The sequence below is a fragment of the Massilia timonae genome, from assembly GCF_001866515.1.
Taxonomy (GTDB): Bacteria; Pseudomonadota; Gammaproteobacteria; order Burkholderiales; family Burkholderiaceae_D; genus Telluria; species Telluria timonae.
Genome location: NZ_JRYB01000001.1, coordinates 4,778,874 through 4,792,322 on the forward strand (window position 1 = coordinate 4,778,874; position 13,449 = coordinate 4,792,322).

13 protein-coding genes are annotated in these 13,449 nt (G+C 63.9%); 8 read left to right on the forward strand and 5 right to left on the reverse strand.

Going from position 1 to position 13,449, the window contains the following annotated elements; translation table 11 throughout:
* Window positions 1–553 precede the first annotated feature (553 nt).
* Window positions 554–958, reverse strand: a complete 405-nt coding sequence (locus LO55_RS20275; protein ID WP_229410196.1) for a DUF305 domain-containing protein — start codon at window positions 956–958, stop codon at window positions 554–556.
* 741 nt (window positions 959–1,699) lie between these two features.
* Here LO55_RS20275 and LO55_RS26480 point away from each other — a divergent pair.
* Genes LO55_RS26480 through LO55_RS20315 form a run of 8 tightly spaced genes read left to right on the forward strand, consistent with a single transcriptional unit; the run spans window position 1,700 to window position 7,593 of the window.
* Window positions 1,700–2,062, forward strand: coding sequence for a hypothetical protein (locus LO55_RS26480; protein WP_143054573.1), 363 nt, complete (start codon window positions 1,700–1,702; stop codon window positions 2,060–2,062).
* Between the two features lie 12 nt (window positions 2,063–2,074).
* Complete coding sequence (locus LO55_RS20285) at window positions 2,075–3,493, forward strand: TolC family protein (RefSeq protein WP_229410197.1); 1,419 nt, start codon at window positions 2,075–2,077, stop codon at window positions 3,491–3,493.
* 18 nt (window positions 3,494–3,511) lie between these two features.
* Window positions 3,512–4,903 carry a multicopper oxidase family protein gene (locus LO55_RS20290; protein WP_071362872.1) on the forward strand — a complete coding sequence of 464 codons (1,392 nt, stop codon included), beginning with the start codon at window positions 3,512–3,514 and terminating at the stop codon, window positions 4,901–4,903.
* Between the two features lie 39 nt (window positions 4,904–4,942).
* Window positions 4,943–5,383 carry a DUF411 domain-containing protein gene (locus tag LO55_RS20295; RefSeq protein ID WP_071362873.1) on the forward strand — a complete coding sequence of 147 codons (441 nt, stop codon included), beginning with the start codon at window positions 4,943–4,945 and terminating at the stop codon, window positions 5,381–5,383.
* Window positions 5,384–5,407: 24 nt separating this feature from the next.
* Window positions 5,408–5,755: a copper-binding protein gene (locus LO55_RS20300; RefSeq protein ID WP_071362874.1), complete on the forward strand. Its 348-nt coding sequence runs from the start codon at window positions 5,408–5,410 to the stop codon at window positions 5,753–5,755.
* Window positions 5,756–5,815: 60 nt separating this feature from the next.
* Window positions 5,816–6,181 (forward strand): copper homeostasis periplasmic binding protein CopC, encoded by a 366-nt coding sequence (gene copC, locus LO55_RS20305; protein WP_071362875.1) that lies wholly within the window; start codon window positions 5,816–5,818, stop codon window positions 6,179–6,181.
* On the forward strand, window positions 6,182–7,123 hold the full coding sequence (locus LO55_RS20310; RefSeq protein WP_071362876.1) for a CopD family protein: 942 nt from the start codon (window positions 6,182–6,184) through the stop codon (window positions 7,121–7,123).
* Window positions 7,124–7,149: 26 nt separating this feature from the next.
* Complete coding sequence (locus tag LO55_RS20315; RefSeq protein WP_083415461.1) at window positions 7,150–7,593, forward strand: YybH family protein; 444 nt, start codon at window positions 7,150–7,152, stop codon at window positions 7,591–7,593.
* Between the two features lie 67 nt (window positions 7,594–7,660).
* Here LO55_RS20315 and LO55_RS20320 read toward each other — a convergent pair whose 3' ends face one another.
* From LO55_RS20320 to LO55_RS20335, 4 genes are all read right to left on the reverse strand, one after another.
* Complete coding sequence (locus tag LO55_RS20320; RefSeq protein ID WP_071362877.1) at window positions 7,661–9,172, reverse strand: calcium-binding protein; 1,512 nt, start codon at window positions 9,170–9,172, stop codon at window positions 7,661–7,663.
* A 64-nt stretch (window positions 9,173–9,236) separates the two neighbouring features.
* Window positions 9,237–9,614 (reverse strand): four-helix bundle copper-binding protein, encoded by a 378-nt coding sequence (locus LO55_RS20325; RefSeq protein WP_071362878.1) that lies wholly within the window; start codon window positions 9,612–9,614, stop codon window positions 9,237–9,239.
* 97 nt (window positions 9,615–9,711) lie between these two features.
* Window positions 9,712–10,452 carry a copper resistance protein B gene (locus LO55_RS20330; RefSeq protein WP_229410198.1) on the reverse strand — a complete coding sequence of 247 codons (741 nt, stop codon included), beginning with the start codon at window positions 10,450–10,452 and terminating at the stop codon, window positions 9,712–9,714.
* A 716-nt stretch (window positions 10,453–11,168) separates the two neighbouring features.
* Window positions 11,169–13,037, reverse strand: a complete 1,869-nt coding sequence (locus tag LO55_RS20335) for a copper resistance system multicopper oxidase (RefSeq protein WP_071362879.1) — start codon at window positions 13,035–13,037, stop codon at window positions 11,169–11,171.
* Window positions 13,038–13,449 lie beyond the last annotated feature (412 nt).

The window sequence follows — 13,449 nt, forward strand, 5'->3', positions numbered from 1 at the left end:
CCTTGCGGCCTCGTATCGCTTGCGAACGGCGACGCGAGGACGGCACGATGCAATGCGTCAAGAGCGCGGAGGCGGATCGAGGACGGGGGGGATGAAATTGGAAAAGGCGGCCTGGAAGGAATGCGACCGCTCGGAAGAAGTGGAAGGTGCGCCCAGCGGTGTGGATGAGGGGATAGGCGCGTAGGGAACGTTAAAGTGCGAGCAACAGAGCGACTTCGATTTGCAACAGCTTCCATCGCTGCTTTCTGGCACGTCGGAGCGCATTTGCGGGCAATCATCCTTATGGGCCCGGGCATCTGTCTTCACGACCTGCAGTTCAGCCTTCAAGTTGTGGCATGTGACAGCCGCGGTTGCGTACCCATGGTACCCGACCAACAGACACAGCAAACACCAGGCTATCTTTCGGAAGGCGGCAGTCATGCCAAAAACTGTAGCATCTGCTTTGATGTACCGCTGTCCGATACGGAGTGGCAAGCTTTCTTTGCGGAAAAGACCTGACGAGGCGATCGCGGCACCGGCGTCTAACCCTTACACCGGTGCCGTGGCCCGGCCCCTACTTGCCCGATGCCTGGTGTTTCGACAGCCATTGGTCGAGTTTTTTGATTTCCTTAGTCTGGTCGGAAATCACCTTCTTGGCCATTGCCTGCATCTGCGGATCCTTGCCATTCTTGAGCTGGGCCTTTGCCATGTCGATGCCGGCCTGGTGGTGCGAACGCATCATCATGGCGAAGTCGTGATCGTGATCACCGGTCATCTGCATGCTCGACATCTTCTGGTGCATGGCCTCCATCGACTGCATCATCTCGTGACCAGGCATGCCCTGGTGCTGCCCCGCCTGGCCAGACGCGGCGCCATGCTGTGCGTGCTGCCCCGACTGCGCAAACGCGTTCACTGACACACCAGAAACAAGTGCAAGCGCACCGGCCATGAGAGCAATACGGGCCCGGATTTTCTTCATGTTCGTCTCCTCGAACGAAATTGATCACCGTGCGACGCCGAAAAAACGCAGCACGTCCATTCGCGATTCGGGATGAAGTCCGATGAGGCATGCTGTGCGCTAACGCACCCTGTCAGTACATCTCGTCGACTAGCCGTGCCTGCCGCCCTGACTTTGGTCAGCCTTAAGGGCTGCTCCAGCCAAAAATGTCGTGCTATACTCACGGCAACTATGAACCGCGCAATTAAGACATTTCTGGTTTGGCTCCTGCTGGCCGTGCTTCCTCTGCACGCGCTTGCGGCCAATCGTATGTCCTGCGGCCCGGTTCACCAGCAGTCCAGCCAGACTTCGATTAATCTGGACATGCAGTCCCCCGAGCACATGGCCGATGCGCACGCTCATGACGGTGGCGAGCATGCAAGCCAATCGGACGACTCCCTGGTCGGCGCCGATTTGACAGACTCCAAGCCAAGCAAGAAACCGCACTCCACCTGCAGTGCATGCTCCGCGTTCTGCCTGGGCGCCGTTGCGCCACCCTCCACTCACTTCGCTGTCCCGGCTTTCGACGGCTCCGACGCAGTCGTCGTTGCGCCTGCGGCATTTGCCGTTGGCTTCATCCAGGACGGCCCCCGACGCCCTCCGCGGCACCAATCCGCTTAATCGTAACAAGAGGTGACCCGCTGCCCTTTGGCGGCGCCGTCATCGCTCTTGAGCAATCGTGCGTGCCCGTGCACGCCCTGTTACCGATTTTGAGGATTGTCCATGACCTCCAAGCTTTTGGCCGCCGCTATTGGCGTCCTGCTGGTCCTGCCGATGTACGCGCACGCCCAGCAATCCCGTCCGCTGCCAGACCCTGCAGACCCCGCCGTGGCGGTGCCACCGACCGTGTACGAATCGGTCATTCCCAGTCGTTCGCCTGCACCGCAGGACGGCCAGACGACGCCCGATAAATCCTGGCGCGCCGCAAACGATGCTGTTGCGGGAGTGCCGAGCCACGCGGGGCATGGTGCTCACGGCGGTGAGCAGAACCACCACGGCCACAACGCGGCGCCGGCTCCGTCCGCGCCCGCCACGCCAGCGAAGCCGGCCAATCCGGCGCCTGTGGATCACAGCAAACATCATTAAGCCGAACAGATAATGACAACAAAGCTTTCTATTCCTGCACTGCGCGCCGTTGCGGCGGGCGCCATGCTCCTTGCGTTGACCGGTTGCGCAACGTTTTCCAAGGACGGCGGCCTGGACGCTGTTTCGGCCTTGACCGCCGAGCGCACCGGCCAGGACATTCGCCTGCCAAAGGCAAATGCCGATGGCGCGGCCATCCAGGACGAGCTGAATCAGCTGCTGAAACAGCCGCTCACCGCCGACAGGGCGGTTCGTGCCGCCCTGCTCAACAACCGTGGCCTGCGTGCCTCGCTCGCCGAACTGGGTGTCGCCGAGGCCGACCTGGTGCAAGCCGGCCGCATGGCCAACCCCGGTTTCAGCTTTGGCCGCATGTCCGGTGGCGGCGAGACCGAGATCGAGCGCAGCGTCATGTTCGACCTCGTCGGGCTCGTCACCATCCCGATCCGCCGCGATATCGAGTCGCGTCGCTTCGAGGGCGCCAAGCTGGCCGCGGCAACCGAAGCGGTCCGGTTGGCGGCAGACACCCGCAAGGCCTACTTCAATGCCGTCGCGGCAGTGCAGTCGGCGCGCTACGCGGAACAAGTCCGCGAGGCAGCCGGCGCGAGCGCCGAGCTTGCGCAACGCATGGCCAAGGTCGGACACCTGAGTGCCCTCGACCAGGCTCGCGAGCAGGCATTCGCAAGCGAAGCCTCGACCCAGCTGGCGCGCGCACGCCACAACGCGACGGCGGCGCGCGAGCAGCTGGCGCGGCTGATGGGGGTGTGGGGCGAGAACACGGCCTTCCGGCTTCCGGACAGGCTGCCGGACCTGCCGGAGGCCCCGCGTGAGGCGGGCAGTATCGAGTCGCTCGCCATGCAGCAGCGCCTCGATGTGCGCCTGGCAAAGCTCGGCACCGAGTCGACCGCGCGCGCCCTGGGTCTGACGAAGGCAACCGGCGTCATCAATGTGCTCGAGGCTGGCTACGTCAACTCGAGCAAGTCCGGTTCGCCGCGGGAGAACGGTTACGAGATCGAGCTAGCCCTGCCGATCTTCGATTGGGGAGGCGCACGTGTCGCGAAAGCCGAAGCGCTGTACATGCAATCGGTCCACCGCACGGCCGACACCGCCATTAGCGCTCGCTCCCAGGTCCGTGAAGCCTACTCCGCTTACCGCACCACCTATGACGTCGCCAGGCAGCATCGGGACGAGCTGGTCCCGCTGCGGAAGAAAATCTCCGAGGAGTCCCTGCTTCGCTACAACGGCATGCTCATGAGCGTGTTCGAACTGCTGGCCGACGCGCGCGCACAGATTGCGGGCGTGAATGCGGCGATCGACGCCCAACGTGACTTCTGGATCGCCGAAACGGATCTGCAGGCCGCCATCACCGGCACCGGCGGTTCGTCGATCTCCATGGCTTCCACCACCGCGGCCACCGAAGCCGCCGCGGGACATTAAACAAGGATTGAATCAGCAATGAGTTCTCGTCGAGATTTCTTCACTGGCGCAGCCGCCCTCGTGGGCGCAGGACTGGTCAGCCGCGCTGGCGCGGCCACCCTCCCGGAAGCGCCGATCATGACCAGCGCCGCCACGCAGCCGCCACCGCCACCGCCCAACGGCCGCCCCTATAACCCGGTCGTCACCCTGAACGGCTGGTCGCTGCCCTGGCGCATGAACAATGGCGTCAAGGAGTTCCACCTGATCGCCGAACCGGTCGTCCGCGAGATCGCGCCCGGCATGAAGGCCAACCTGTGGGGCTACAACGGACAGAGCCCCGGGCCGACCATCGAGGTCGTCGAAGGCGACCGCGTGCGCATTTTCGTGACCAACAAGCTGCCAGAGCACACCAGCATCCACTGGCATGGCCAGCGCCTGCCCAACGGCATGGACGGCGTCACCGGCCTGAACCAGCCCGGGATCCAGCCGGGCAAGACCTTCGTGTACGAGTTCGTCGCTCGCCGCCCCGGTACCTTCATGTACCACCCGCATGCCGACGAGATGGTGCAGATGGCGATGGGCATGATGGGCTTCTGGGTCACGCACCCAAAGAACCCGGCCCATCACAAGGTCGATCGCGATTTCGTCTTCCTGCTGAACGCCTATGACATCGAGCCGGGCAGCTATACGCCCCGCGTCAACGAGATGCTCGACTTTAACATCTGGACCTTCAACAGCCGCGCCTTCCCGGGCATCGACACCATGAACGTGCGCCAGGGCGACCGCGTGCGCATCCGCGCCGGCAACCTGACGATGACGAATCACCCAATCCACCTGCATGGCCACGAATTCGAGGTCACCGGCACCGATGGCGGCTGGACCCGTCCGGAGTCGCGCTGGCCGGAGGTGACGACCGATATCGCCGTAGGCCAGATGCGCGCCATCGAGTTCATCGCGGACGAGCCGGGGGACTGGGCCTTCCACTGCCACAAGTCGCACCACACCATGAACGCGATGGGACATGACGTGCCGAACCTGATCGGCGTCGACCATCGGGGCGTGGCCGAGAAAATCACGAAGCTCGTTCCCGACTACATGGTCATGGGTGAGAAAGGCGGCTCGATGGGCGACATGGAGATGCCGCTGCCGGAAAACACGCTGCCGATGATGACCGGCCAGGGACCGTTCGGTGGCGTCGAGATGGGCGGCATGTTCACGGTGCTCAAGGTCCGCAAGGATCAGAAGCCGGGCGACTACAAGGATCCGGGCTGGTACAAGCACCCCGCCGGCACGGTGGCGTACGAATGGAAAGGCGAGCCGCCAGCGGCGGTACGCAACCAGAGTGGGGGCGGCCAGTCCATGCCCGCCACGAAGCCTGCAGACATCGAGGTAACTGTTCGTAAGCCGACTGGCCACCAGGGCCATCACTAACTAGAGTATGACCCAACCAGAGTACCAAAGGAGTCTCTCATGAAACGATTATTACGTCAGACCGCACTCGCCGCTGCGTTGTGCACACCTGTGTTTGCGATGGCGGCCGCCCCGGTCGTCGAGGTATTCAAGAGCGAATCCTGCGGCTGCTGCGCGGCCTGGGTGGATCATCTGAAGGCCAACGGCTTCGCTACCAAGGTGTCGAACGTCGCCAACCCGTCGGACTACCGCGAACGGGGTGGTATCCCCAACGAGCTGGGCTCGTGCCATACCGCGATGGTGCGAGGCTATGCGATCGAAGGGCACGTGCCGGCGGACGACATCAAGCGGTTGCTGGCCGAAAGGCCAAAGGCAAAGGGACTGGCAGTACCCGCGATGCCGCTCGGCTCCCCCGGCATGGAAGGTCCGCGCAAGGACCCGTTCGACGTCCTGCTGGTGCAGGCCAATGGCAAGACCAAAGTTTTCAAACACTACAACTGAACCAACCCAACGAAAGGAACGACGATGAACGCATTCTCGAAACTGACCCTGGCTATCGTCATGAGCGCCGCAAGCTCTGTCGCATTCGCGCAGGACTCCCACGCAGGCCATGGCGCGGCGCATGCGGGCCACGAAGCGCCGGCATCGGCGGAGCTGACGGATGGCGAAGTGAAGAAGATCGACAAAGAGGCCGGCAAGATCACCTTGCGCCACGGCGAAATCAAGAACCTCAACATGGGCGCGATGACCATGGTCCTGCGCGTGAAGGACGCGAGTATGCTCGACCAGGTCAAGGTGGGCGACAACGTCAAGTTCGCAGCCGACCGGGTGAACGGCGCCGTGACCATCGTACAGATGCAGAAAGCGCAGTAAGCACAACCTGTCCCATCACCTAGCCCTGCGCACAGTGCGCAGGATATTAAGGAGAAAGAAATGAACATCAAGAACCTCGTTCTTGCCGCAGCCGCAGCCGTGGCGACGATCGCAGCTCCAGCTGCCCTCGCCCACGCAAAACTGTTGGCCTCATCCCCCCAGGCCAACAGCGTCGTGAGCACCGCACCGGCCGAGGTGCGCCTGCAGTTCAATGAGCCCCTGGAACTGCCCTTCAGCAAGGTCAAACTGGTCGACGAGAAAGGGGCGGTCGTGGAGCCGTCGAAGATCGCTGCCGACCCTGCCGACGCGAAGGCGCTGATCGCCACCACGCCGGGGCTGCACGCGGGGGCCTACCGCGTGCAATGGACCACAGTCACCCGCGATGGACACAAGGTCAAGGGCGAATTCTCGTTCCAGGTGAAGTAATTGGAGTCGGATTTCGCGTCCGCGCAGCGCGCCGTCACCGCTTTTCTGAACCTGTCGCTGGCCGTACTGGTCGGGGCCAGCGCCGCAACGCTCTGGTTGCGCACCAGGACCTCCCCGTGGGCGCGCGCCATGCTGCCGCGCCTGCGGACGGCCCTGCTGGCGGGAACTGGCACGGCGATACTGGCCTATGTCGCCATTCTCTGGATCGAGGCGGCGTCGATGGCCGAAGTCCCGCTTGCCGAAGCATGGCCCGCAGTGCGGTCACTCATCACCGGGACACACTTCGGGCTCGCGTGGATGATCGGCGCTGCCGCGCTTGTCGTGGCGGGGGCGGCCTCCGCCGCTGGCGCGCGCTTCCAGGCAGCCGCAGCGACATCCGCAGTCCGTATCGGGGCGATCGGCGTGCTGCTCTACAGCCGCAGCATGGTCAGCCACGCCAGCGCTGCTGGCGACTTCACCTGGGCCGTCGCAGCCGATTGGGTCCACCTGGTGTTGATCAGTATCTGGGTGGGAGAAGTGATCGTGGCGGGCTTGATCACCTTGCGAGTCCTGCCTGACGCCGCATCAGGGAGCCGGGCCGACTGCGCCCTCTATGTCGACGCCCTCTCGCGCAGCGCGACCGTCGCCCTGGTCGGCATTTTCGCGACCGGTGCGATCAGCACCTGGCGCGTGCTGGAAAGCCCTGCGGACCTGTTCGGCAATCCTTACGGAACGACCTTGCTCATCAAGGTCGGGCTGGTATTGTGCGCGGCGGCGCTTGGTGGGTTCAACCGCTTCGTTGTCATGCCTGCCTTGCTGCGCTCCCTGCAACAGCAAGGGCAAGAGGCGCGCGCTGCCGGCGGCCTGTTTGCACGCGTGCTGCAGGTCGAGGCAATCGTCCTTGTCGCGGTGCTCATCGCAGCAGCCTTCCTGACCTCAACTTCGCCACCTATGGCGTCCTAAACAATAACTATATCCAAGGAGTACACGTGTTCAAGAAATCACTGGCAGTTATTATCCTGGCCACCGGCTTGTTCGGTATCCATGCAAGCAGCTTTGCAGCGTCGCCCAAGGAGACCCTTGCGGCTTTCCATGAAGCGCTTGTCAGCGGCGACAAGACGAAGGCGCTCGCGCAGCTGTCTCCCGAGATTGCGATCTATGAAGCCGGCTACGTGGAACGCTCGCGCGACGAATATGCGAGTCATCACCTCGGCGGCGACATGCAGTTCGCCAAGAGCTCGACCCGGAAAGTACTGAAGCAGACCGAACGCATCGATGGCAACACTGCGGTCGTTTGGGAAGAAACGGAGACGACCGGAACCTCGCGCGGCCAACCGGTGCACGTGTTCGGCACAGGCACCGCCGTCCTCGAGAAGAAGGGCGACGATTGGTTGATCGTGCACGTGCATTGGTCCTCGCGCAAGGCGAAGTGACATTGGGAAGGCGGGCGTTGGCTGCCCGCCTTTCTGCCCGACCTCACTGGGTCGGGCGGCCACCGCATCAGAAAATGTAGCCTGATCCGACAGTACTGATCCCTGCGATAAACGCCGGCTCTTCGTTGAACATGAAGTCGGACTGGCGCAGGTCGACCTTGTAGACTCCCTGCAGCAGTACCGAGCCGTCCGCGGAACCATCGCCATCGGTATCCCATGAGATGAGCGCGCCGGCGTCGACGTCCCGTACCGATACCTGCTCCGGCAGGATGTCGATGAACGCGATGTGATCGAAGGCGCCCTGCGCCGCCCCCCTGGCTTCGAAGTCGAGCACGATATCGTGGCCGCTGTCGGGCATCACCATGAACGCATCGGCGCCTGTGCCGCCGCGGATGGTATCGTTGCCCATGCCGCCTTCGATCATGTCGTGGCCGGCACCGGCGTCGATCGTGTCGTCCCCTTCCGCCCCCATCACCTCGTCTTCCTCGTCGCCGCCGGCAAGCCGATCGTTGCCCATGCCGCCATCAAGGCGGTCCGAGCCCGCGCCGCCGTCCAGCTGGTCGTTACCGGCGTCTCCCTGGAGGATGTCGTTGCCGCCGTTACCGAACAGCCGGTCGTTGCCGTCGCGACCGAACAGCTGGTCCCAGCTCGCACCGCCATCGAACCGGTCGGCGCCGTCCGTGCCGACCTTGACGGTATAGTGTTCGTCACCAGTGAAGTCGAAGCCTACCGGCGTGTCGCGCCGGAGCATGGCGTCGGCGATACGGTCGAACGCCGGGTTCGCACGGTCCGAGCCTGCGATCGCCGGACCTTCCTGGCTCATGGTCGCTCGCTCGGGCGTTGGCCCATTGGCGGGGCGCGAGGATGGCGGAAGCTCGGGAGAATCGGCGAACATGAAGTCGTCCTGCGACAGCTCGGCCTTCGTCACCCCGTTGAGCAGCACCGAGCCGCCCTTCCAGCTGATCCTGACGCCTTCGACCGTATCGGCGAAGGACAGGTCGCCCCAACGCAGGCCACTGATCGCCAGGTGGTCGAACATGCCTGGGCCAGCCGTGAAATCCCGGATCACGTCGTTGCCGCTGTCGGGAGAGATCATGAAGGCGTCGGCGCCACGGCCGCCGATCAGGATGTCGTCGCCCGCTCCGCCGTTGAGGTCACCGTGCCCATCGCCCTCGTCGAGGATATCGTTGCCCATGCCGCCCATCAGCCCGTCGGCTTCCGCGCCGCCGAACAGCCGATCGTTGCCCATCCCGCCCACCAGGCGGTCGCCGCCGTCGCCGCCGACCAGCAGGTCGGCCCCGGCATCGCCGAACAGGTCGTCCTGCCCCGCGCCACCACCCAGCGAATCATTGCCGCCCAGCCCCCACAAGTAGTCGCGTGCTTCGCTACCCTGGAATGCATTGGAGGAGCCGGTACCGACACGGATCGCATAATCGTAGGGTGCTTTGCCGGCGTCGAAATCGAAGGAAATGCCGTCAAACCGGGACTGCTGCGCCGCGACCCGCTCCAGCGCGCGCTCACCTGCGTCCTGCAGGCGCGCTTCCAATCGGTCTCTTGCTGTATTCATATTGTTTGCCATAATCTGTTCTCCTGAGATTGGACTTGCTCGGTGTTAAGGGCCGACGGACGCCGGCCCCCCCTGCTCAGTGGGATGCCGCGTGGGCGCCGGTTGCGGTCCCGGCGCCGGAACCAGACTGGGCCATGCTGCGGCACTCCTGAGCACAGCGGCGGCAAGCCGCGGCGCAGTCCTGGCAATGCTGCGCCTGGTGCTGCGCACACTCGTCCGCACAGGCTTCGCAAATGTCGGCGCACAGCTGGCACACCTGCATGGCGTGCTCGCTCGACCGGCTCATGAGTTGTGCGGCCAGGCGGCACATCGCCGCGCATTCATTGTCCAGCTCGATGCAACGGGCCATCATCTTCGGATCCGGCTCCTGCAGGCAGGCGGCGGCGCAGCTGTCGCAGGCCTGGGCACAGTCGTAGCAAGCCTGGATGCAAGATTGAAACTGATTCTGGTTCATGATCTTTCTCCTTGAAGTTCATTGACAGGTCGCCTCTTCCAGGACGTCGCGCGCCTGTCTGACGCGTCGAATAGCGATCCTGATGCTCCGCGTGGGATCAGAACCAGAAACGGACGCCGGCCACCGCCTGCACCTCGCTCCTGTCTCCTCCCCGCTGCCGCGTGATGTCCGCGGTCCTTCCGAACTGCCTGCTCCAGGTCACGCCGAGATAGGGCGCGAACTTCCGCGTGATCTCATAGCGCAGGCGCAGGCCGGCATTGATGTCCGAGAGCCCGCTTCCGGTCCCGCGCTCGGGGTCGGCGCGACTGTACAGGTTGGCGCCGATCTCGGGTTCGAGGATCAGGCGCGGTGTGAACAGCACCTCGTACTTGGCGTTCAGCCGCGCCGCAAGTCCGCTTCCTGGTCGCCAGTAGGCCGTGGCTTCGGTCTCGAACCAGTACGGCGCCAGGCCCTGCACACCGAAGGCGAGCCAGTCCCGGCTCTTGCCCTCGCCGCTGTCGTGCCGGATGCCAAGCTGGGTACTCCAGAAGGTCGCGAATGCCCGGTCCCATAGCAGCTCGGTACGCGCCGCTTCCAGCGTTCCGCCCCGCCGCTCCCCCTCGAACTTGACCCACGCCTTGTTGTAGTCGTTGCCGTACCACGCCTCGAGCTCGACATTCTGCCCGCGCTCGCCATCGCCCTTGGCTGCCTCGGCCTTGTCCACCAAGACTTTCCAGAACGGCGCGTTATCGTTCATCTCGTGGTTGCCAAGGTGCGCAAACTGTGTGCCTTCGTTATAGGCGCTGGGGTCGCGCGCATCAGCCGGCGGCGGGCCACCCTGCATCCGGCCCATCTGCATGCCATGTCCTCCGCTGGACTGGCCCGTTTGCGCCATTCCCGCGCGGGTGGACGTGGCCGGCGCTGCATCTGTGGCCGGGTGGCCCATCGCCGCATGATCCATGGCGGGCGCCTGTACCGCTCCGGCCTGTCCCTGGCGGGCAGGTTGTGGCTGAACAGGCATGGTATGCCCTGCCTGAGCGCCGTGTCCCTGGTGCTGGCTGTCTTGCCCGGATTGGACCGCCGGCGGCGGGGCAGGATGATCGTGTGTGGAAGCACCTTGTAGGGGCGCGCTCGGTGTGGGAACAGGACTGCCGTGTCCCATCGCAGCATGATCCCCGGGGTGCGCCTGCCCGGATACCGCCGGTGCGTGCGATGCCGCTGGCTGTGCAGGCATGGCGTGCCCGGCATGGCCACTATGTTGTTCCTGTGGCTGGTCCTTCTGCCCGGACTGGACGGATTGCTGCTTGCCTGGCTCGTTGGAGCGCTTTGCCTTGGCCTGTTTCGGGCTGGCATCCCTCTGTGGCCGCGCCTGCGTTTCTTGAGACGCGGTGCTGCTTGTGGATGCGGGGCTGCCATGCCCCATCGCTGCATGATCGACGGCGGGCTGCCCGGGAGCGGGCGCCTCGCTGGACTGGCCGCGTCCTTCCGAGTCCGGAATGGCTTGTGCCGCGGCGTTTTGCGACAGCAGCAAGACAAGTACCAATGCGCAGGGAATCGGTCGCTTCGACTGGTTTTTCATGATACGACGACCTCCCTGAACATGCCGGCTTCCATGTGATAGATGAGATGACAGTGGAACGCCCAATGCCCGGGTGCGTCGGCGGTCACGCGGAAGCTGACGCGTTGGGCTGGTTGCACGTTGATGGTGTGCTTGCGGACCTGGAACTGGCCCGATTCCGATTCAAGCTCGCTCCACATGCCGTGCAGGTGGATCGGGTGATTCATCATTGTGTCGTTGACCAGGACGACCCGCAGGCGCTCCCCATACCTAAAGCGGATGGGCAGGGACTCCGAGAATTTCTGGCCGTCGAACGACCACATGAAGCGCTCCATGTTCCCCGTCAGGTGCAGCTCGATCTCTCGGGACGGTTCGCGCGAATCGATAGGGCCGCCAATGGTCCGCAGGTCGGCATAGGTCAGCACCCGGCGCCCGTTGTCGCGCAGGTTAACGCCGGGGTCGTCCAAGTTCGTCCTGGGCATGTCGACGTGCATGTCGACGCCTGGACCGTATTCGGTGCGTGCGTGGGTCACCTTAGGCGGCTGCACCGGGGTGGCTGCTGGCGACGCCATCTGTGCATGGCCTGCGTGCGCAGCTTCCGCCGGCATTGTCTGCTGTGCCTGGCCCTGCGCCATCGAATGCATGCTGTGCGCCGCTGCGCCTGCTGTGGCTGGTGCCGCGGCGCGATTCATGGCCGGCATCGCTGCACCATGCGCACCATGCGCGCCTCCCATGGCCATGGCCCCCATCATGTCGACCATCGTGAGCCACTTTGCTTCATCGATGTCCGGCACCGGGGCCTGCATGCCAGGACGTGGAGCCAGCGTCGCGCGTACCGATCCCGAGCGCCCGATCGATTGGGCGAAGATCGTATAAGCCCGGTCTTCGGCAGGCTCGACAATCACATCGTAGGTTTCGGCAACCGATATGCGGAATTCGTCCACTGCAACCGGTTCCACATCCTGTCCGTCCGCAGAGACCACCGTCATTTTCAATCCAGGAATGCGGACGTCAAAAATCGTGGTGGCGGCCCCGTTGATGAACCGAAGCCGCACTTTCTCGCCTGGCCGGAAAATCCCCGTCCAGTTCTTCTCCGCGGTGGCGCCGTTGATCAGGAAGCGCAGCGCGCCGCTGATGTTCCTGCTGGCCGTCACATCGCTGAAGTCGGTCGGCATCATGCGCATCTGGTTCCACATCTTGCGCTTGTCGACGGCGGCCGCGAATCCCATGCGCTGGATGTCCTGCACAAACTCGCCAAAGGTCGGCTGCTTGTTGTTGAAGAAGTCGCTCATCTTCTTCAGGTTGGCCATCACACGTTCAGGCTTTTCATCGGTCCAGTCCGAGAGCATGACGACATGATCCCGGTCAGCCCGGACCCGGTCTGCCCCCTTGGGAAGGATGACGATCGGGCCGTACAGCCCGGTTTGCTCCTGGAATCCCGAATGGCTGTGATACCAGTAGGTTCCCGTCTGCTTCACCTCGAAGCGGTAGGTAAAGGTCTGGCCCGGGGCGATCCCGGAGAAACTCAGCCCGGGTACGCCATCCATGTCTGCCGGCAGCAAGATGCCATGCCAGTGAATCGAGCTGACCGTTGGCAAGCGGTTCGTGACTCGGATCGTGACGGTGTCGCCTTCGTTCCAGTACAGCGTCGGTGCCGGCACTTGGCCATTGACGGCGGTGGCGATCCGCTCGGCGCCGGTGTAGTTGACGGGCGTGGGCCCGATGACGAGATCGAACTCGGTGCCACGCAGGCTTCGCCGGTCCGCTTGCTGTGCAAATAGCAGACGCGGGCTCAATCCTGCCAGGCCTGCTGCGGCGCCGAGTCCCTGCAGAAAACGGCGGCGCCAGTTGCTTGTGCAACTGTCGCCTATTTCAAAGGCATTCATGTAACTCTCCAGTCAAAAAGGGAAAACCTGTTTTCGAGCGGGACGATGGAATCCGCCCCGCATCATCTGCCCGCCTCGCCAATCGTTGGCCGCGCACAGCAGGACCGCCGCGCAATCGCACGAGCTCACAATTTCGGCTACGATGCCACCGCACACGCGGCGGCACGACGGCGAAGGCCAGCAGGTGCTGGGCAAGCAGGTTGAAGTCGTAGTTGCGCCTCGGAGATGCGCTGCTCCGCATCACGACGAGGGGGATGAGCTAGCGCGAGGAGGTCGTTCAAGACGGGCTGGGAATTGCCCGGTGAAGGAAGAAACGGAGGGTGAACGCAGCGTTTCCGCAGGTTCTTGCGCTGCAGTCATGGCAATGAAAGGCGGCGGAGCATAGCTGCCGATACAGCATCCGGAACACTTT